This is a genomic window from Paenibacillus hodogayensis, assembly GCF_039536325.1.
Classification (GTDB): domain Bacteria; phylum Bacillota; class Bacilli; order Paenibacillales; family NBRC-103111; genus Paenibacillus_AB; species Paenibacillus_AB hodogayensis.
The window spans coordinates 106416-126997 of sequence record NZ_BAAAYO010000011.1 but is presented as its reverse complement, the minus strand read 5'-3'; the positions used below and the strand labels follow the sequence as shown (position 1 = coordinate 126997).

Below are 20582 nucleotides of genomic sequence, written 5' to 3'. Positions count from 1 at the left end.
GGTAGAGCACTCGGCTGTTAACCGAGTTGTCACAGGTTCGAGTCCTGTTCGGGGAGCCATGCTTCCATAGCTCAGTAGGTAGAGTGCATCCATGGTAAGGATGAGGTCACCGGTTCGATTCCGGTTGGAAGCTTAACCGCCCTATTGCGGTAACAGGGCCCGTTGGTCAAGGGGTTAAGACACCTCCCTTTCACGGAGGTAACAGGGGTTCGAATCCCCTACGGGTCATTTTTCTCATATGGTTATACATAGTTTGGCCGATTGTGGACATATTACTTATACGGACGCTTAGCTCAGCCGGGAGAGCATCTGCCTTACAAGCAGAGGGTCGGCGGTTCGATCCCGTCAGCGTCCACCATAATGAGCCGCTGTAGCTCAACTGGTAGAGCAACTGACTTGTAATCAGTAGGTTGGGGGTTCAAGTCCTCTCGGCGGCACCATTATTGGGGATTAGCCAAGCGGTAAGGCAACGGACTTTGACTCCGTCATTCCTAGGTTCGAATCCTAGATCCCCAGTATTTTCTTTTTTTACGCGAGCCATTAGCTCAGTTGGTAGAGCACCTGACTTTTAATCAGGGTGTCGTAGGTTCGAATCCTACATGGCTCACATTCCCTGAAGCGCGTGTGGCGGAATTGGCAGACGCACCAGACTTAGGATCTGGCGGGCGACCGTGGGGGTTCAAGTCCCTCCACGCGCATCATAAATCCAACCTTTAACTTCAAGATCTCTGATCTTGAAGTTTTTTATTTTGAACGGCTTACCCAACTAAGAACCGGATCACCTGGGATGGACGGAAATTCGATGGAGTGGAAGTAGCCTGAACGCAGCGTCAATTACCGCTGATCGTTCGTATCGAATGGGTTCTTATCCGTCGAGCTAGGGGGCAAGCCCCTGTGAAGGCCTAGAACGGCAATACAAGCCCCATTCTCACGTTTTAGAGACCACCCCACCTTGCGGACTGTAATTAGCCCTGACGGGCGTCAGGGGAGTGAGGGTGCATTGGGCGTACTCGTGGCTTAAGGATCTAGCGACGGTAAGAAGTGTGTATTTGTTACAGCATAGCTGAGAACGAGAAAAAGGGGAACAAGCAAGATGACGGCGCTGTATACAGCAGCCCCTCACCTTCTGTTCCCCGTTGTTGTATCTTAACAAAGAGTGCTCGCTTAAAAGAATGCCTCGAGCTGCTTCTGAATCGCTTCGTTGGTTCCCCCGACGACGGTTTGAAATTGCGGCTTCTCGAACAGCGCTTGGATGGGCTCTGGATAAGTCTGGCCGATCCCGCGCAGCCGGATGGCCTCGTCGAATTTTGCCGGATGGGCTGTGGATAGCACGATCGCCGTCTCGCCGCTCTGCGCCAGCTTGTCGGACGCTGCCGCTCCGCAAGACGTATGCGGGTCCAGCAAATAGTCGTACTTCTCATAGTAGTCGCTGATCGTGTTCAGGCATTCTTCATTCTCTACGCTATAGGCGGCGAAATCGGCCTGCACCTGCTTCAGCACATCGCCCACAATCGCAATGCGGCCCTCAGCCTTGAACTGGGCCATCAAGGACGTGACGGTATCGGCTTGTTCGCCGTACAAATAGAACAAATACCGTTCAAAGTTGCTGGCTACCTGGATGTCCATGGACGGGCTGTACGTCCCCTTGAAGTCGCCGGGCTGGTAAACCCCTTCCTTAATGAAACGGGCCAAAATATTGTTCTCGTTGGTCGCCAGGATCAGCTTGTGGATCGGCAGTCCCATCTTTTTAGCCAAATAGCCCGCAAAGATGTCGCCAAAATTGCCGGTAGGCACGCTAAAGCTGACCTGCCCCGCTTGACCTTTCTCTGCCAGCCGGAAGTATGCGTAGAAATAGTAAACCGTCTGGGCGAGAATACGGGCAATATTGATCGAATTGATTGCGCGCAAATGGTATTTGTGCTTGAACTCCACGTCGGCGAACAGCTCCTTGATGATCCGCTGGCAGTCATCGAAGGTGCCTTCCACCGCCAGATTCAACACGTTGGCGTCATCGACGGTCGTCATTTGCAGCTCCTGAACCTTGCTCACCTTCTGATGAGGATGCAGGATGCAGATCCGGATACCGTCTTTGCCGCGTACGCCCTCGATCGCCGAAGCTCCCGTATCGCCTGATGTAGCGCCCAGAATATGAATAATGGAATCGGTTCGTTTGGAAACGTAGGCGTACAGATTGCCCAAAAATTGCAACGCCACGTCCTTAAAAGCGAAGGTCGGTCCATGGAACAGCTCCAGCACGTAGCGGCTGTCATCGAGCTGACGCACCGGCGTCACTTCCTCGTGGCGGAATGTGGAGTAGCTGTCGTTTACGAGCTTCTTCAAGTCCTCGCGGGGAATTTCCTGCTCCACATATAAAGCGAAAATTTCCAAGGCCAGCTCGGGATAACTGAGCTGCTGCCATTGTTTAAGCGTTTCCTCCGATACCTGAGGAATATGCTCGGGGACGAGCAGCCCTCCGTCGTTGGCCAGGCCCATTAAAATGGCGTCAATAAACCCTATAGGGGGAACTTGTCCCCGTGTGCTGATATATCTCATAAAGGCTCCTTTCGCTTCCCGCGGTATCATGATCTATTTGAAATGAAAAACGGCTCGGCTGTAAATCATCAATGTTCATTATAATACATTTCCGCCTTAATGAGGAGCGCCTCTTGAAGACGTAAAAGGATGAGGAGGAGGTTTGCGCGAGGACGAAAAAAGGTGCAAATGTAGCAAAATAATTTTTAAATTATTTTTTTGAAAAAACATTTGCATTTGTGATTGAAACCTGATATGATATTCCTTGTCGCCAAAACGGATTGAATTACTAAAACGAAGTCCTCTTGGATGATCATGAACGCAGCGTCGAGGTCCAGAATAGTACGACGCGGCACACCATATGCGGACGTGGCTCAGTGGTAGAGCATCGCCTTGCCAAGGCGAGGGTCGCGAGTTCGAATCTCGTCGTCCGCTTTTCACCCTTTTGCGCCCTTAGCTCAGCTGGATAGAGCGTTTGACTACGAATCAAAAGGCCGGGAGTTCGAATCTCTCAGGGCGCGCCATTTTCACCTTATTTACGGGACGTAGCTCAGCTTGGTAGAGCACCTGGTTTGGGACCAGGGGGTCGCATGTTCAAATCGTGTCGTCCCGACCATTATTGATGCGGGTGTAGTTCAATGGTAGAACTCCAGCCTTCCAAGCTGGTAGCGTGGGTTCGATTCCCATCACCCGCTTCTCGAGAGCATTGCCCGATTATTCGGAGCAAGGCTTTTTTTGTTTTATACGGCGGACGATGGGTAAATACCTATTATTGCACTTGAATTATGGTCTTTTTCCGCATAAGATAGAAAGGACATGTTGCCCAGGGTTCATTCATAAAGGAAGGCGTTCGGTCGTCGCTCGTTTTGGCAGGCGCGGCTTCGGAAGTCTTTTTTGGTGTGTGTTCGGGCGAGCCGTACCGGGTTAGCGTAAGGCGCTCCTCTAGTCCGTTTTGTTAGCGGCTAGCAGGAACGACGGGGAATTTGTCGAAAGTGTTAAGGATGGAGGGAAACATGATGACCGAAACTACAATCGATACTACGCAAGGAAGCTCTAGCCATCAATTGCTGCGCAGAGACGTTCGTTTTCTCGGAAATATTCTCGGGGAGGTCCTGATTCACCAAGGCGGCCAAGAACTGCTTAATCTCGAGGAGCAAATCCGCGAAATGAGCAAGACGTTGAGGGCTTCGTCGGATCCAGCGCTTTTGCAGGAGTTTAAAAACGTGATCCGTTCCCTAAGTCCGGAAGATCGGCACAATGTCGTCCGGGCTTTTGCGATTTATTTTCAACTGGTCAATATCGCCGAGCAGAACCACCGGATTCGCCGCAAGCGGGACTATGATCGTTCATCCGGCGAGAACATCCAGCCCAACTCGATTGAGAACATTGTAGCCGAGCTGCGGAACGCTAACGTACCTGTCGACCAGATGCAGGAGATTCTGCAAACGATTTCCCTTGAACTGGTGATGACGGCTCACCCTACGGAAGCTACGCGCCGGGTCGTGCTGGAAATTCATCAGCGTATCGCCGAAGATGTGATGAAACTGGATAACCCATCCTTGACTCACCGGGAGCGCGAGCAGCTGCGCGAGAAGCTGGTCAGCGAAGTGCTTACGCTCTGGCAGACCGACGAGCTGCGCGACCGTAAACCGACCGTATTGGATGAAGTGCGCAACGGCTTGTATTATTTCGACGAGACGTTATTTGACGTGCTTCCGGAGCTTTATCAAGAGCTGGAGCGCTGCCTGCGCAAATATTACCCGGATACGGATTGGGCGGTTCCGTCCTTCCTGCGTTTTGGCTCGTGGATCGGCGGCGATCGCGACGGCAACCCGTCGGTGACGGCCAAGATTACTTGGGAGACGCTGACGCTGCATCGCCAACTGGCTCTCCAGAAGTACGAGCAGCAGCTCATGCAGCTTATGAATCACCTGAGCTTCAGCACGAATATCGTGAACGTCACGCCGGAGCTGCTCGAATCGATCGAGACGGACAAGCAGCATATTCACCTCAAGTCGGAAGACGTTTGGCGCAACGATAAAGAACCGTACCGGATCAAGCTGACGTATATGGTCGAGAAAGTTGCCAATACGCAGGCGCACGGCAAAAACGCGAATGCGAAATACCATTCGCCGGACGAGCTTCTTGCCGATCTTTGGCTGATCGACCGCAGCCTGCGGAATCATTTTGCCGACTACACGGCGGACATCTACATCCGCAAGCTGATCCGTCAAGTGGAGCTGTTTGGCTTCCATCTGGCCGGTTTGGACGTTCGTCAGCACAGCAAAGAGCATGAGAGCGCGATGAACGAAATTTTGGCGAGAATGAATATAGCGGACAACTACGCGGCGCTTTCCGAAGGAGATAAGATTGCACTGTTGAGCCGGCTGCTCAACGACCCGCGTCCGCTGATGTCGCCTTATATGGAATACTCGGAATCCACTATGGAAGTTATCAATGTGTACAAAGCGATTAAAGCGGCACAGGCGGAGTTTGGACCGAAATGCATCACGACTTACCTGATCAGCATGACGCAGGGCGCCAGCGACCTGCTGGAAGTTATGGTGCTTGGCAAAGAGGTGGGCCTGTACCGCCGCGAAGCCGACGGCTCCGTTCGCTGCACGCTGCAGCCGGCGCCGCTGTTCGAAACGATCGACGATCTGCATGCGGCTCCTGAGATTATGGATACGGTATTTAACATTCCCGCATACCGGGACAGCATTCCGGATTTCAACAACATTCAGGAAATTATGCTCGGCTATTCGGACAGCAACAAGGATGGCGGCGTTCTTACCGCCAACTGGGAGCTGCGCGTGGCGCTGAAGGAAATTACGAAGGCGGCGAAGCGGCATCAGGTGAAGCTGAAGTTTTTCCACGGCCGCGGCGGGGCGCTGGGACGCGGAGGCATGCCGCTGAACCGCAGCATTTTGGCCCAGCCGCCGGAGACGATCGGCGGAGGCATCAAAATTACAGAGCAGGGCGAGGTACTTTCGTCCCGCTATGCGATTAAAGGTATTGCCTACCGCAGTCTGGAGCAGGCGACTTCGGCTTTGATCCAGAGCGCTTACTTGGCGAAAAACCCGCAGGATACGAAGGACGAAGCCGAGTTTGAGACGATCATGCGTTCCATCTCCGAAGAGTCGCAGAAGAAGTACCAGGATTTGATATTCCGCGATTCGGATTTCTATCATTTCTTCAAGGAAGCGACTCCGCTGCCGGAAGTGGGCGAACTGAATATCGGTTCCCGTCCGGCCAAGCGTAAAGGCAGCGACCGGTTCGAGGATCTGCGGGCCATCCCTTGGGTATTCGCTTGGACGCAAAGCCGTTTCCTGCTACCCGCATGGTATGCGGCTGGCTCGGGCTTACAAACGTATGTGCAGGGCAATCCGGACCGGTTGAACAAGCTGAAGCAAATGTATGAAACATGGTCGTTCTTCAGCTCGACGATCGACAACTTGCAGATGGCGCTCGGTAAAGCCGATATGCTGATCGCTCAGGAATATGCCCAGATGGCCAAAAATACCGAGGCCGGTCAGCGCATTTTCGAGCAAATCCGCAGCGAGTACGAGCTGACGTCGCAGCTGATTTTGCAAATTACCGGTCAGAAAGAAATTTTGGACAACCAGTCGGTTATTCAGGAATCGATCAAGCTGCGCAACCCGTACGTCGATCCGCTGAGTTATTTGCAGGTGCAGTTGCTCAGCGAGCTGCGGTCGCTGGAAGGGACTTCCGGAGACGGGGCAGAGCTGTTGCGCGAAGTGCTGCTTACGATTAATGGCATCGCCGCCGGGCTGCGCAATACCGGCTGATTGAACGCCAGTGACTATACAGGGTCCACGAAAAGTCGAGGGTCTGTTCCGGAAAAGGAACGGTCCTCGACTTTTTGCGTAAAAAAATGTAATCTTATAGAAGAGTTCGTGAATCGGGGAAAGCACAGGCTGGACTAGCAGAGATGGGCTCTTCATGGGCGTCCAGGCTCCGGTACCTCTGGTATCGAAGCGGGTCCGCCCGCTCGTCCGCGGCGGCGCTAACGGGCTGATGCGACTCGTAAGGTCGCATGGCGCCGCGATGGGAGGAATGTCGGTGAATTTTGTGGAAACGCGGTTGGCCAAGCTTGCCCGCAACGGTGATCGAAGGGCGTTCGGCGAACTGGTTGATCTGTATAAAGATAAGATCTATCACCTTGCTTACCGGATGCTGCATAATGTACAGGAAGCTGAGGACGTTGTACAGGAAACGTTCTTGCGGGTGTATACGAATTTGAACCGGTATGACGAGATGCAGAAGTTCTCGACATGGATTTACCGGATCGGCACCAATCTGTGCATCGACCGGCTGCGCAAGCGCAAAGCTTCGTATTCGCTGGATGCGGAAGTAAACGACAGCGAAGGAAATGATTGGTACTCGATGCTGGCCAGCGGGGACCGGACGCCGGAGGGCGAATTGCTGCTTTCCGAGACGCAGGAGCAGGTGCGCAAAGCGATCGACGCCTTGCCGGAGAAATACAAGTCGGCGGTTATTTTGCGTTATCTGCACGATATGTCGCTTCAGGAAATTAGCGAGGTGCTGGACATGCCGGTCACCACGGTCAAGACGAGGGTGCATCGCGGGCGGGAATATTTGCGCGAGCGTCTGGAAAAAGAATCGCTGTTGTGAGGGAACAAAGTTGAAACGAAACCGGATGTGCAACGTATTGTACACTACGAATGATTATGCAAGGGTACGCAAGGGAAGGAGTGGCACGGAATTATGAATTGCAAAGAAGCCATCCTTTTAATGCACGACTATCTGGACGGAGACGTCACAGGTCCCGAAGCGGCCGAGCTGAAGAAGCATTTGCTGGGCTGCCCAAGCTGCCAGGCGCGTTTTGCCAAGCTGGAGAAATCGGGGGCGCTCGTATCCTCGCTGAAGCCGGTCTATGCGCCAAGTCATTTGTCGACTTTTGCGATTATGCAAGGCTTGCCTGCACCAGCCAAACGAAGTGCGTGGATGAAATGGCCCCGACGGCATCCTGCGGCGACCGTCGCTGCCGTTTTCTTTCTCGTTATGCTGGGCAGCTTCCTGAGCATGTGGAACGAGGATACGCAGCTTGTCGTTCACGGTGACCTGGAGCAGGTCGTCGTAAAAGGAAATCGGGTATACGTTCCCGAAGGCCATATCGTTCAAGGCAATCTGATTGTCGAGAACGGAGAGGTCGAAGTGAAAGGCAAGATCAACGGCAACCTGATCGTGATCGACGGCAAGTATGCGCTCGCTTCGACCGCGCAAATTTCCGGAGATGTGAAAAGCGTCAATCAGGCAGTCGAATGGATATGGTTTAAAGTGAACCAGATCTTCTCCTTATTCGTCAAATAGGTCCGGGTGCCGCAAGCGAATGTTTTGATTCGCCGCCGACATGCGGACTTTTTTTTGTCCATTTGCCGGTGTGAAAGCGCCGGAAGGCTCTATTTTCAAGGACTTGAGACACGGACGGGCGCAGGGGAAGGCCCCTCTGATTTGTCGGATTTCGTAGAAAGATTCGGACTTCCCAACATCATGCCAAATGAAGGTTTTTTGCTTGAAATATGGTATGATTGAGTTAGAGACAGAGAGTGCACCGACAGGCCAAAGGGGAACACGCATGGAACTTTTGACGGAAATCCGCATAAAGGACATTATCGATATTCTCATTGTCAGCTACGTTATATACCAGCTGATCCTGCTTGTGCGCGGAACGCGGGCCATTCAGCTGCTGAAGGGCATTGTCGTTGTCGTGCTAGCTTGGGCGCTCAGCATCTGGTTTAACCTGAACACGCTGCAATGGATGATGAACCAGATGTTTACTTTCGGCGTTCTGGCCGTCATTATTATTTTTCAGCCCGAGCTGCGGCGGGCTTTGGAACAGCTTGGACGAGGCAAGCTGTTCAGAGGCGGATCCTCGGACGAAGAGCAGGACGTGACGAACCGCATTTCGCAAATCCTGAAGTCGGTCAATCACCTGGCCAAACGGAAAATCGGCGCGCTCATCGTATTCGAGAGGGAGACCGGGTTGAACGATTATCTGGAGTCGGGCATCCCGATCGGCGCGCAGATTACGTCGGAGCTGCTGATCAATATTTTTATACCGAATACCCCTCTGCATGACGGCGCGGTCATTATCCGCAAAAGCCAGATCATGGCGGCCGGCTGTTACTTGCCTTTATCGGAGAACCCGTTCATCAGCAAGGAGCTGGGGACGCGCCACCGGGCGGCCATCGGCATGACCGAGGTGTGTGATGCGATCTGCGTCGTCGTCTCGGAGGAGACCGGACAAGTGTCGCTCGCGATCAACGGTCAGATCGTGCGGGATATTAAGGAAGAGTCGCTTGTCTCCAAACTGTTCGAGGAGCTTCGTCCGAAGACGAAGGCCAAGGAAAAAACGCCTTTCTGGAAGCGGAAGGGAGGCGAGACGAATGATGGATAAGTGGCTCCGCAACCCGAATGTAGTGAAAGTCATCGCGCTCCTGCTGGGCATTTTGTTATGGGCCGTCGTCCATCTGGACGATAAAGGCACAACGGGAAGCGGCTTTTCCACGAATCAGGAAAAAACGATCTATAATGTGAAAGTGACGCCGATCTACGACGAAGGCAAGTTTCATATCGCCTCCATGGACCCGACCGAGGTAATGATCCGTCTGGAGGGCAAGGAATCGGCGCTGAAAAAATTAAGCACCACCGATAAATATCAGATCGTGCTCGACCTGCTCGGCGCCAAGGTTGGCGAAAATACGCTATCCTTGGTCGCCAAAGATTTTCCGAGCGGCGTCAAAGTATCGATTTTCCCGCCTTATGCCAAGGTCTTGCTGGAAGAGAAGCAGACGAAGGAAGTGCCGGTACAAGTCAACGTCATCGGCAATCCGGCCAACGGCTTCAAGGCCGGCCAGGGGGTAGCGAAGCCGAACCGGGCTCTGCTTACCGTGCCGAGCGGCCTGATGGACGAAGCGATCACGGTGAAGGCCGACGTCAATATCGAGAACGCTCAATCCGCGGTGACCAAGCAAGTCAAGTTGGTCGCGCTCGATAAGAACGGCAAGGAGCTGGCGGTATCGATCAATCCGACCGTGGTGGACGTAGAAGTGCCGATCACACAGCCGTTCAAAAAAATGCCGCTGCAGCTGAAGGTCGTCGGTGAACCGGCCGCCGGGTACGGCATATCGCTTTTCCAGCCGACCGTGGATCAGATTACCGTGTACGGGCCGCAGGAACTGCTGAATACGCTGGACTTTTACGAAGGGCCGCAGGTGGACGTATCCGGCTTGAAGGCGGACCAGATCTATACGCTGGACATCCCGCTCAAGCCGCGCATCACGGTAGTTGATCCTCCGAAGGTTGAGGTCAAGGTGCAGGTGGTCGCTTCCGACAAGCGGACGTTCGAGCAGGTGCCGGTCACGATCATCGGCCAGAACACCAACTTCGACACGCGCATCAAAAGCCCGCAAAACGGCGCATTGAACGTCACGCTGGAGGGCGCGCCGGCTACGCTTCAGAAGTTGAAGGCACAGGATGTGCAGGTGATCGTGGACGTCAGCAACTTGCCGCCCGGCGAGCATACGGTCAATATGAACGTGAACTTGCCGCAGTTCGTCAAAAAAATCGATACCGAAACGAAGGCTATAGTGGAAATTACCGCAAAATCGCAGGACGTTGCGACGGCCGGCTCGCAGTCGGCCGTTCAGACGCCAGCCAAACAACAGCCTTGACCGCACAACTCATCGCGCCAGGGGACGATAAAGGAGAGGGAATCGACATATGGGGAAATATTTCGGTACAGACGGGGTTCGTGGAGTAGCCAACAAGGAGCTTACCCCCGAGCTTGCTTACAAGATCGGCCGCTGCGGCGGATTCGTATTGACCCAGCATGCTAAGGAGAGACCGGTTATTCTGATCGGCCGGGATACGCGCGTATCCGGCCCGATGCTGGAGGCCGCGCTCGTAGCGGGCTTGTTGTCCATCGGAGCCGACGTTGTCCGACTAGGAGTTATTTCGACGCCGGGGGTCGCTTATTTGACCCGAACGTCTGAAGCGGACGCCGGGGTTATGATATCCGCTTCGCATAACCCGGTCGAGGATAACGGAATCAAGTTTTTCGGCAGCGACGGCTTCAAGTTGTTCGACGAGACGGAGCTGGAGATCGAACGACTGCTGGATGCCGCTACGGACGATTTGCCGCGCCCGGTCGGAGGCGAGCTGGGATCGGTTCGCGACGACGTCGAAGCCAAGCTCCGTTATGCCGATTTCCTCAAGACGACGGTGAACCATTCGTTCGGAGGGCTGCGCGTCGTCCTCGACTGCGCTCATGGAGCCGCTTATGAGCTGGCGCCCAAAGTGTTCCGCGAGCTTGGGGCGGACGTGTATGTGATCGGCGCCGAACCGAACGGGCGCAACATCAACGACCTTTGCGGCTCGACGCACCCGGAGAAGCTGAAGGAAGAGGTCGTCCGTCTCGGCGCCGACCTGGGACTTTCGTTTGACGGCGATGCGGACCGGTTGATCGCGATCGACGAGACGGGCGAGGAAGTGGACGGCGATTACATCCTGAGCATATGCGGGGATGCGATGAAACGGGCCGGAACGTTGAAGGGCGATACGATCGTAACGACGGTCATGGCCAATCTGGGCTTCTTCAAGGGAGCGGAGCAGCTTGGTATTAACGCCCTGCAGACGGCGGTAGGCGACCGCTACGTGATGGAGGAGATGCGCAAAGGCGGCTACAACCTCGGCGGAGAGCAGTCCGGTCATGTTATCTTCCTCGACTATAATACGACAGGAGACGGCATTCTGAGCGCCCTGCAACTGGTGGGCACCCTGGTGCAGTCCGGGCGGAAGCTGAGCGAGCTGAAAAACCTGATGCAGAAATACCCTCAAGTATTGGTTAACGTACGCGTCGCCGACAAGAGCAAGCTGAAGGGCAATGCGAAAATCGAAAGCGTCGTTCGCGAGGTGGAGGAGCGGTTCGCCGGCAATGGCCGCGTGCTGGTTCGCCCTTCCGGGACGGAATCGCTCGTCCGCGTCATGGCGGAAGGTCCGGACAAGTCGGTCGTTGAAGCGTACGTAGCGGAAATTTGCGATGTTGTGAAGCTCGAACTGGTCTAATCTATTCCTTTGATACATTATGTATCGCAAAATAGGTCCTCCGGATAAGCATCCGGGGGATTTTTGACGTTTACGGCCAGAAAATCGGGAAATTTGCAAGTTGCACGAAGTTCCATTTTTGAATATGATGGTACTATCACTCTGAAACAGAAAGGTGGGCAGGGGTTTCGTTAAGAGAAGCGCCAGCACTCGGCAGCGGCTGCCGGACGGAAAGGGCATGCCGCATGACAAGGCGAGTGGACGAGGTAGAGGTGTTCGAAACATTCGGCGGGGACCTCTCGGCCTTGCATCAGGCCGAAAGCGGATATGCAAAAGGTTCGGGCAACCGGGCTGCCAATCATACCGCACGATGCGAGAAGCGACGATAACCGGATCGAAGATGCCGGATTTTATAGGACTGTGGGCTTGCTGTGTTCTTTGACAACGGAATAGGCACGAAAAAAATCGTACGCACGTACGTTTGTTTTGTCATGCGCAACTCCGGGTTTACATGAAGAAGAACGCGCAGGTCCATACTCAATCCAAAATTGACGGAGGTATGGAATATATGTGCGGAATAGTGGGATATGTGGGAAAACGGAGTTCGCAGCGGATATTGTTGGAGGGCTTGAAGAAGCTGGAGTACCGGGGGTACGATTCGGCGGGCTTGGCCGTCTTTACGGAAAGCGGCCTGGTCGTGCGCAAAGCGCAGGGGCGTCTGGCCGTGCTGGAGTCGCGGCTGGAGCAGGAGCCGCTTGACGGTACGATCGGCATCGGGCACACCCGCTGGGCGACGCACGGAAAGCCGTCTGACGTCAATTCCCATCCGCATACGGATAATTCGATGAAATTCTCGGTCGTGCATAACGGCATTATCGAGAACTATATGGCTTTGAAGGAAGAATTGACGGCCAAGGGGCATGTATTCGTCTCGGAAACGGATACGGAGGTGATCTCTCACCTCATTGCCGACCTGTACGACGGCGATATCGTAACGGCGGTGCAGCAGGCGGTCAAGAAGATGAGCGGCGCATTCGCGCTTGGCGTTCTGACCGAATACGAGCCGGAGAAACTGGTGGCGGTCCGGCTGGCGAGCCCGTTAATTATCGGCGTCGGAGACGGGGAGAACTTCATCGGCTCGGATATTCCGGCCATTCTGGAGTATACGCGCGACGTGTACATTCTGAATGATGGCGAAATGGCGGTTTTGACCCGGAACGGTGTCGATTTGCGGACGATCGAAGGGAATTTTATTTCCCGGGAAACGTTTCATGTCGATTGGGATCTGACAACCGCGGAAAAAGCCGGATTCGATCATTTTATGCTGAAGGAAATATACGAACAGCCGAAGGCGTATCGCGATACGATGGGCAGCCGGATCGACGAAGCCGGACAGCGCATCGTGCTGAGCGAGGTAAAGCTGACTCCACAGCAGATTTGGGACATTCATAACATTCATATTGTCGCTTGCGGGACGGCTTACCACGCTGGCTTGGTCGGCAAATCGGTCATCGAGCAGTTGGTGCGCATTCCGGTGGAAACCGATGTGGCCTCGGAATACCGGTACCGTTCTCCGATCATTACCGCCCATACGCTTGTCATTGTCGTCAGCCAATCGGGAGAGACGGCCGATACGCTAGCGGCGCTGAGAGAAGCGAAACGCAATGGGGCCCGTGTCATAGCCATTACAAACGTAGTCGGGAGCTCCGTTTCCCGCGAAGCGGATGACGTCATTACGACATGGGCGGGACCGGAGATTGCCGTGGCCTCGACCAAAGCGTATACATCGCAGCTGATCGCTTTTTATTTGCTCGGCCTGCATCTGGCCCAGACGTTGGGTACGCAGGATGCGGCGGCCATTCAGGAGACGATCGCAGCGCTTCAGAAGCTGCCGGAGCAGGTGGAGCAGCTGTTGGGGCACGCCGAGGAGATTAAGCAATATGCCGAACAGATTGCAACGCATGACGATCTGTTCTTCATCGGCCGCGGAGCGGACTATGCGGTCGCCCAAGAAGGCTCGCTCAAGCTGAAAGAGATCTCTTATATTCATTCCGAGGCGTATGCGGCCGGCGAGTTGAAGCACGGAACGCTCGCTTTGATCGAGGAGGGCATTCCGGTGATCGCTCTGGCGACCCAGGAGCAGCTTCTCGAGAAGACGGTGAGCAATATTAAGGAAGTCAAGGCCAGAGGGGCTCAAGTGTTCGCTATCGCTTTCGAAGGCAATCACGAGATCGCCAAGTCGGTCGATCTGGTGTTCGAGATCCCGCGGACCCTCCCGCTGCTTGCTCCGGCGCTGTCGGTTGTCCCGCTTCAGCTGCTCGCTTACTACGCCTCGCTTGCGCGCGGCAACGACGTCGACAAGCCGCGGAACTTGGCTAAGTCGGTGACGGTGGAGTAAGGGGTTGTGGTGTTGGGTAATAAAAAAGTGTGGAACCAGTAAAGGAAGTCTGGAACCGCAGAACCCCGTCCCGATGAGATACCATCGGGGCGTTTTTTTTATAATGAGTCCTGAATTCGTTAAATACTGTTTGTAACTGAACAATATACTTTGTAACTGAATAAAGATTGTAACTGAACACTAAAGTGTAACTCTCATATAAAAGCCGAAACAAATTCAGGATTATCTCCTGAATTTGTTTCGGCTTTTTTCAAGAGTATGAGGGAGCAAAGTTGAAAAGAGATGGGTAACCCATTAATTATACTGATAAATATGAAGTATCAAGTGCACGCAATTGGAACAATTGGCTACCGACTATTGGCAGCCTATTGTGTAAAAGTAAGTTTTATTGACAGTTGAGTCATAACTGTATCAAACTTTGTCACATCGTGGTACAATTTTCCTATATATTTGATAGTCGGATGGTTAGAAAAATAATTACAAGCGCGAAGGTGAAGCTATGGTGAAGCAACTTGATGATAAATTACACAGTCGTATTGCAAATTGGAAAAAGAATCTTATTGATATGAGCAAAAGGAATACGCTGCTCAATTTCAAACCTAAGAGAACCAACAGCGTTAAGTTCCTGGATGACCCCTCCAATTTGTATAAACTGCTAGTTGATGATGAAAAACAGTTAAACTGCGAAAAGCTTTCCACAACATTTTCTGTTCAAATATCAAAGATTCAATCTATGGCCATTGATGAACATGAAAAGAAAAAGCGGATCGCGGAAGAAACGCAAAATTTAAAAAAAATCTTAAACAAGCTTAGAACCGCCGCGAAAACTCGAATGAATGAACAGGGAATAAACATCTCCTATTTTTCCTTCGGTTTATTAAAATGGAAAGAAACACAGACATCGGCAACTTCTGATTACTTTTTAGCGCCAATATTGTTGGTACCCGCAACTTTGAAAAGAAGTAGTGCAAATGACCCTTTTACAATTAGTCAGTTTGAAGACGAGATCGCAATTAACCCCTTTCTTGCGCATATGTTGCGTGAGCAGCATGGCATTAACTTGCCCGAGCTGGATGAAGATCCGTCGGCTCTTAATGTCGCTGAACTTTGGTTAGAAGTGCGAGATCTTATTTCAAACCTAGAAGATTGGAGCGTCGAAGAGGACGTTTATTTGTCTTTGTTTTCCTTCAACAAACTGGTTATGTATAAAGATATGGAAACGTATAAAGACCTCATTAAAAGCCATCCATTGATAAAGGAAATAGCAGGAGAGTCCGATAAGGAAAGTAGAAAGGGGACCTTCGATCATACCCGTATTCCAGATGAAAATACGATGGATTGCGCCGTTCCGTCCCAAGAAATATTTAATATTCTAGATGCTGACTCTAGCCAACAGCAGGCCATATTGGCAGCCAAAAACGAAATGAGCTTTGTGTTACAAGGCCCTCCAGGGACGGGTAAAAGCCAAACCATCTCAAATATCATTGCCGAAAACCTGGCCAACAATAAGAAAGTGCTTTTTGTTAGTGAAAAGATGGCCGCGCTCAATGTTGTTAAAACTCGTCTGGAAAATGAAGGGCTCGGGGATTTCTGTCTTGAAATGCATAGTCAAAAAGCAAACAAGAGACAGGTTTTGGATGAATTAAGTCATGTCATTAATATAGAGCCCTCTAAAAAGAGAATACCTAATAACGTGTATGGCCAGATCAACGTCATTCGTGAAAAACTTAATACATACGCTGAGAAGATGCATTTAACAAGGGAGCCGTACGGAAAAACAGTTTTTGAAGTTCATGGTACATTGGGCATGTTGGAAGATATCCCCGAAATAATGGTCGATTTTAACATTGCACCTGAAACAGAGCTCGAATCCATATACAGACTGCTAACCGATCTAGAAAGATATAGAGCATCGGTTTACAACGCTGATTTCCATCCGTGGGAAGGGTTTAACGATGAGAATTTCTCCCTTGAATTAAAATCGCGGGTCAAAAATTACTTAACGGAGCTCTTAGAAGACTTAAACAATACAATAAGAGTTGGTTCAACCATTGATGAAACTGTGGGGATTAAAGCTACTACATTGAAAGAACTAGAACAGGCCATTGAGATCCTGGACATGGCAATACATTCTCCGATGCCCCCAGCAGGGTGGTTTGATAAAAAGAATATTACTCAAATCATTGCTGACGCAAAGAGTTATCAAGAAAGTTTCTCTTACTTCTTGGATTACAAAAGAGAGTTGCTTGAGAAAGTAACAGAGAATGTGCTGGAGGATGAAAAACTAGAGCAAGTCTACAATCATTTGTTTGTTGAAAGTGAAACACTTGTTTCGGTCATCCCTGAGGGAAAACGTGCAGAAGTCCTCCTGAGCCAAAGTGAAATCATAAGATCCATTGAGGATTTTAATGCAACCACTGATAAGATATCAATCTACGCCGAAACAGCTTTACAATTGGGACTTCTGCAACTTGATAATCTGGAAGACCTGAATGGTTTATTGGTGTATATTTCGCTGATTAGTAAATCTGTTACTCCTTCTGCTGAATGGTTCGATAAAGAGAGATTTACTAAAGTAACAGATCACGCAATGGCAACAAAGAGTAAGTACGATGAGATTGAAGAGATTCGTCAAAAGTTATTGTCGAAGAATAAAGCGACTTTCCTTGGAATCAATGCTGAAAAAGTATTGGTTGATTTCGAAGTTAAGGAAAACTCATTGGGTTCGTTCAAACAAAGTCAAGAACCAGTCGACAACTTCTTGTATGACCAGAAATCAAAAATAACATTAGCTTTTAGCGATCTTTTTAATAAAATTAAACTTTTTAACACATATAAAGTTGAATTCGAAGAGTTATTCGGAACTCCAATCAACAATTTTACTTCAGTTGATAATTTAGAACTTGTTGTAGGGTTGATTACGAAGTCACCGCGTCCGCAGGAAAGTTGGTTCAACCTAGAAAATTACCATAATATTCAATCTGGAATTCGGGAAGGCAAAGATCTCTTTGGAAAGTACCTCAGTGAATACAACAAAGCGGTCAATTTATTTGAAGAAGAGGTTTATGACGAGCGAATATATGATATTTTCGAAAGATGCGAGCGCACATATCAATCATTTATGCGGATCTTTAATAGTTCCTTCAAAAGAGACCTAAAGTGGTTGAGAGCTAACCTGAAGTCCAGCGAAAAGATCAACTTTGAAACTTTCTACAAGTACATCCGAAATGTAAAAAGAGTAATGGATAACAAGAAATCCATTAGCCAAAAGGAAAGTGATTTTAGAACGACGCTTGGATGGCATTATCAAGAGACCGAAACAGATTGGTCTCAAATTGAGCAGGCAGTTGCTGTCACAAGAGAAATAATTGAGTGGCATCAAGGCAGAAACATTACAACTTCACTTAAACACTTGTTACTGCGTCCCACTGGTAAAGTGGAGCAAATATCTTCTTCCTTTAAACAACTGAAGCAAATCAGTAATGAGTTACGGTCTGGAATAAAATTGTTCCAAAATACATTCCCGAACTTAGTTCACTTATTTGGTGGGAACAACACGAGCGTAAACATTGAAGATTTGAACGCTCTTTTGCAAGTGGAATGGCATAAGGTTGATTCCTATTACAAGTTCATTGATGAATTCGCTACTCACCTGCAAAACCCGATGAGCCTCAGTGTATCGGGGCTCAAAGAAGACTTGAAAAGTTTAGACGAAATGAATCAACAAAACCAAATAATTGAAGATGGTTTTAATAATAGTTTGAGGATTCTAGGTGATTCGTTCAAGGGGAAAGACACGGAGTGGGATAAGTTTCTCAGTTTTATAAATGAATTCGCTAGCCTGTATGAATACAACATTAAAATCAATCAGGAGTTCAAGAATGTAATTCTCCGCGGTGGACTGGAATCTCAGATTGACGAGATATCACTTCGCAATTGCATTATTAGAATAGAGAAAGAAATGCCCATTTATATGGAAGCATTCCCAAAGGTGTTTGCTGGCTTCGAGGGTCCAGTGCGTAACTGGCCAATAAATTCTTTCAAAACTCAACTTAAGAAGTTAAAGCAACAAGTGTATGATTGGCAAGAATGGTTCTCTAAAATTGCTCCTTACTTCATTCGAGACTTAACATTTGAAGAATCAAAAGCGGCATGTGAAAAAGCAGTCCTTGTAAAGGGTTTAAAAGAACACTTGGATAGCGAACTTGAAGTTCTTAAAGAGGTTTTTGGTAATCGTTTTACTGGATACACAACGAACTGGGAACAGATCTTTGATGCGTTGGCTTGGACCGATGAATGGCACGAATTGTTCACTACTACTAATATGCCACAGCAGATTGTGGATTTTGTCAGTGCTGATGGAAATCGGGATAAAAACGAACTGAAAGGGGTGCTCGTTGAAGCCCAGAGGGAGTATGACCAATTATCTAGTCATGAGAAAAACTTCCATAAGTATTTCGCGATTTCGGTTATTTTTAAAGCCGATTTTTCAAACATTACACTAAATGAGTTTGTAGAATTTACAGAAGTAAGACTTGGTGCTATTGATCTGTTGGAGGACTGGGTCAGGCATCAGCGCATCGAAAAGCACGCGGCCTCAATGGGGTTAAGTCAATTCATTCTTGCCATAAAAAAAGAAAAAAACGGCGAGCATTCGTTTAAAGACCTCTTTCAAAAGCGATTTTTTAAACTTTGGCTCGATCATATTTATCAACAAGAACCGCTGCTTTTTGAGTTTGATGCGGACATCATGGATACTGACGTCATGACATTTAGAAAGCTGGATCGAACAAGCAATCAACTAAACGTGCATCGGATTAAAGAAAAATTAGAAAAGAACAGAAGTCAGGCAATAAATGCCTTGGCGTATCGACGAGAACTTCATATTATACAGGCTGAAATAGGGAAGAAAAAGCGGCACTTTCCGATTCGAAAGCTCATAAATTTAACGGCCCCGTTATTTAAGGAGATCAAGCCTTGTCTTTTGATGAGTCCACTTTCCGTCAGCCAGTTTTTAGATGCATCGGTGATTCAATTTGATGTGGTCATATTTGACGAAGCATCACAAATCTTTTCCGAAGATGCGATCGGCGCAATAGCCCGAGGGAAACAGGTAATCATCGTGGGAGATACAAAACAGCTCCCTCCCACAAACTTTTTCCACAGTAGTATGATTGATGAGGATTTCGATGAGGATGATCAGGAAGAAGAGGTCACGTATGAGAGTATTCTGGACGAATGCGCGCATGTTCTTCCGTCGATTAACCTGCGTTGGCATTATCGAAGTAAGCATGAATCACTAATCACCTTCTCCAACCAAGCGTTCTACCATAATAATCTGATTACATTTCCGAGTTCGGATAACGGGCATTACCTTGGCACGGAATTCGTACATGTGGAAGAAGGGTTTTATGACCGAGGCGGAAGCAAGACAAATAAGAAAGAGGCAGAAAAGATTGCGCAGCTCGTGTTTGAGCACTTCAGAGACCACTCTGATCAATCGTTAGGCGTAATCGCATTCAGTGAAGCGCAGGCTTCCGCCATTGAAACGGAACTTGAGAACATAAGAAACTCGAATTCGCTTTACGAACGGTTCTTCCAGGAAGGTGCACATGAGGAGTTCTTCGTCAAAAGTTTGGAGAATGTCCAAGGAGACGAGAGAGATGTTATTTTCTTAAGTGTTGGTTATGCAAAAGCCGCGGATGAATCTCTGCATTATAATTTTGGCCCTCTGAGTAAGTCTCGTGGAGAACGGAGGTTGAATGTTGCCGTAACTCGTGCAAAATACCACATGAAGTTGTTAAGCTCACTTAAACCAACTGACCTATCTGATACGAAAATTAGTGGAAACAGTGGCCTCAGACTGCTCAAAGATTACATGCAGACTGCGATGGATGGGAAGCTACCAGTCAGCATGACGAAACTTGCAGAGCAAGAATTTGACTCGCCTTTTGAAGAAGATGTTTATTCGGTCATCACGAGTATAGGATATAAAGTGATGACTCAAGTTGGATGTTCAGGCTATCGTATTGATTTAGCTGTTGTTGACCCGCTAAACGAAAATAAGTTCATTTTGGGGATTGAATGTGACGGTAAGGCATATCACAGTTCAAAAGTAGCCCGTGACAGAGATCGGCTCCGACAACAGGTGCTAGAAGGACTTGGGTGGAAGATTTATCGTATATGGTCGCAGGAGTGGTTTAAAAAGCGTAAATTTGAAATAACTCGGCTTAAAGACAAATTGGAAAGCTTAAGATATTTGGTCTAGATAATCGTAATGAAAGAGCTTTTAGTTGTCGGATGACTGGGATGTGGTTTAGCTTATTTATGGTAAGTGGGCAACGAATGAGTAAAGAACACAAAGTAGAACAAAGTGAATTCAAAAAGATTGAAGTTGATTGTGTTACAGATATTTACAAAAAGAAGAGGTTCGATATAATCAACTTTAGAACCAGATACTGGTACTGCGAAGCACGCAGAAACAATGGCTCAAGCCATTTTCTGCGTTTTTTTATTTCTTAAAAAGGAGTATTAACAGAATTAGTTTACGGAGCAAAATGAA

The 20582-nt window shown here is 49.5% G+C and carries 9 protein-coding genes and 11 tRNA genes; 19 read left to right on the top strand and 1 reads right to left on the bottom strand.

Annotated elements, in window-relative coordinates; genetic code table 11:
• Nucleotides 1-60 precede the first annotated feature (60 nt).
• The 7 genes from ABD796_RS25200 to ABD796_RS25170 all read left to right on the top strand — a co-directional run bounded on the left by ABD796_RS25200 (nucleotide 61) and on the right by ABD796_RS25170 (nucleotide 698).
• Nucleotides 61-133, top strand: a tRNA-Thr gene (locus tag ABD796_RS25200).
• A 23-nt stretch (nucleotides 134-156) separates the two neighbouring features.
• Nucleotides 157-228 (top strand) — tRNA-Glu (locus ABD796_RS25195).
• Nucleotides 229-282: 54 nt separating this feature from the next.
• A tRNA-Val gene (locus ABD796_RS25190) sits at nucleotides 283-358 on the top strand.
• A 6-nt stretch (nucleotides 359-364) separates the two neighbouring features.
• A tRNA-Thr gene (locus ABD796_RS25185) sits at nucleotides 365-440 on the top strand.
• A 4-nt stretch (nucleotides 441-444) separates the two neighbouring features.
• Nucleotides 445-516, top strand: a tRNA-Gln gene (locus ABD796_RS25180).
• A gap of 18 nt (nucleotides 517-534) precedes the next feature.
• Nucleotides 535-607: transfer RNA gene (locus ABD796_RS25175), tRNA-Lys, on the top strand.
• Nucleotides 608-618: 11 nt separating this feature from the next.
• Nucleotides 619-698, top strand: a tRNA-Leu gene (locus ABD796_RS25170).
• 466 nt (nucleotides 699-1164) lie between these two features.
• On the opposite strand, the gene thrC is transcribed toward ABD796_RS25170, so the two are convergent.
• Nucleotides 1165-2553 (bottom strand): threonine synthase, encoded by a 1389-nt coding sequence (thrC, locus tag ABD796_RS25165; protein WP_344913173.1) that lies wholly within the window; start codon nucleotides 2551-2553, stop codon nucleotides 1165-1167.
• 342 nt (nucleotides 2554-2895) lie between these two features.
• Between thrC and ABD796_RS25160 the strand changes: the two genes are divergently transcribed.
• The 12 genes from ABD796_RS25160 to ABD796_RS25105 all read left to right on the top strand — a co-directional run bounded on the left by ABD796_RS25160 (nucleotide 2896) and on the right by ABD796_RS25105 (nucleotide 20288).
• Nucleotides 2896-2967 (top strand) — tRNA-Gly (locus tag ABD796_RS25160).
• A 12-nt stretch (nucleotides 2968-2979) separates the two neighbouring features.
• Nucleotides 2980-3056 (top strand) — tRNA-Arg (locus ABD796_RS25155).
• A 15-nt stretch (nucleotides 3057-3071) separates the two neighbouring features.
• Nucleotides 3072-3148, top strand: a tRNA-Pro gene (locus ABD796_RS25150).
• A gap of 8 nt (nucleotides 3149-3156) precedes the next feature.
• Nucleotides 3157-3227, top strand: a tRNA-Gly gene (locus ABD796_RS25145).
• Between the two features lie 321 nt (nucleotides 3228-3548).
• On the top strand, nucleotides 3549-6341 hold the full coding sequence (ppc, locus tag ABD796_RS25140; protein WP_344913171.1) for a phosphoenolpyruvate carboxylase: 2793 nt from the start codon (nucleotides 3549-3551) through the stop codon (nucleotides 6339-6341).
• Between the two features lie 274 nt (nucleotides 6342-6615).
• Entirely contained in the window at nucleotides 6616-7188 is a 573-nt protein-coding gene (gene sigW, locus ABD796_RS25135) for an RNA polymerase sigma factor SigW (protein WP_344913169.1), read from the top strand.
• A 93-nt stretch (nucleotides 7189-7281) separates the two neighbouring features.
• Nucleotides 7282-7887 carry a zf-HC2 domain-containing protein gene (locus ABD796_RS25130; RefSeq protein ID WP_344913167.1) on the top strand — a complete coding sequence of 202 codons (606 nt, stop codon included), beginning with the start codon at nucleotides 7282-7284 and terminating at the stop codon, nucleotides 7885-7887.
• 265 nt (nucleotides 7888-8152) lie between these two features.
• A complete protein-coding gene (gene cdaA, locus ABD796_RS25125) occupies nucleotides 8153-8974 on the top strand; it encodes a diadenylate cyclase CdaA (RefSeq protein ID WP_344913165.1) in 822 nt (273 codons plus the stop codon).
• On the top strand, nucleotides 8964-10250 hold the full coding sequence (locus ABD796_RS25120) for a CdaR family protein (protein ID WP_344913163.1): 1287 nt from the start codon (nucleotides 8964-8966) through the stop codon (nucleotides 10248-10250). The genes cdaA and ABD796_RS25120 overlap by 11 nt, the downstream gene beginning before the upstream one ends.
• Before the next feature lie 49 nt (nucleotides 10251-10299).
• A complete protein-coding gene (gene glmM / locus ABD796_RS25115) occupies nucleotides 10300-11643 on the top strand; it encodes a phosphoglucosamine mutase (RefSeq protein ID WP_344913161.1) in 1344 nt (447 codons plus the stop codon).
• 547 nt (nucleotides 11644-12190) lie between these two features.
• Complete coding sequence (gene glmS / locus ABD796_RS25110) at nucleotides 12191-14020, top strand: glutamine--fructose-6-phosphate transaminase (isomerizing) (RefSeq protein WP_344913159.1); 1830 nt, start codon at nucleotides 12191-12193, stop codon at nucleotides 14018-14020.
• Between the two features lie 499 nt (nucleotides 14021-14519).
• The gene (locus ABD796_RS25105) at nucleotides 14520-20288 is read left to right on the top strand and encodes a DUF4011 domain-containing protein (RefSeq protein WP_344913157.1); all 5769 of its coding nucleotides are present in this window, start codon (nucleotides 14520-14522) and stop codon (nucleotides 20286-20288) included.
• Nucleotides 20289-20582 lie beyond the last annotated feature (294 nt).

Excerpts from the sequence above, each read along its gene's own strand:
- thrC (WP_344913173.1), bottom strand. The coding sequence starts at position 2,553 with ATGAGATATATCAGCACACGGGGACAAGTTCCCCCTATAGGGTTTATT.
- ppc (WP_344913171.1), top strand. The coding sequence starts at position 3,549 with ATGACCGAAACTACAATCGATACTACGCAAGGAAGCTCTAGCCATCAA.
- ABD796_RS25130 (WP_344913167.1), top strand. The coding sequence starts at position 7,282 with ATGAATTGCAAAGAAGCCATCCTTTTAATGCACGACTATCTGGACGGA.
- cdaA (WP_344913165.1), top strand. The coding sequence starts at position 8,153 with ATGGAACTTTTGACGGAAATCCGCATAAAGGACATTATCGATATTCTC.
- ABD796_RS25120 (WP_344913163.1), top strand. The coding sequence starts at position 8,964 with ATGATGGATAAGTGGCTCCGCAACCCGAATGTAGTGAAAGTCATCGCG.
- glmM (WP_344913161.1), top strand. The coding sequence starts at position 10,300 with ATGGGGAAATATTTCGGTACAGACGGGGTTCGTGGAGTAGCCAACAAG.
- glmS (WP_344913159.1), top strand. The coding sequence starts at position 12,191 with ATGTGCGGAATAGTGGGATATGTGGGAAAACGGAGTTCGCAGCGGATA.
- ABD796_RS25105 (WP_344913157.1), top strand. The coding sequence starts at position 14,520 with ATGGTGAAGCAACTTGATGATAAATTACACAGTCGTATTGCAAATTGG.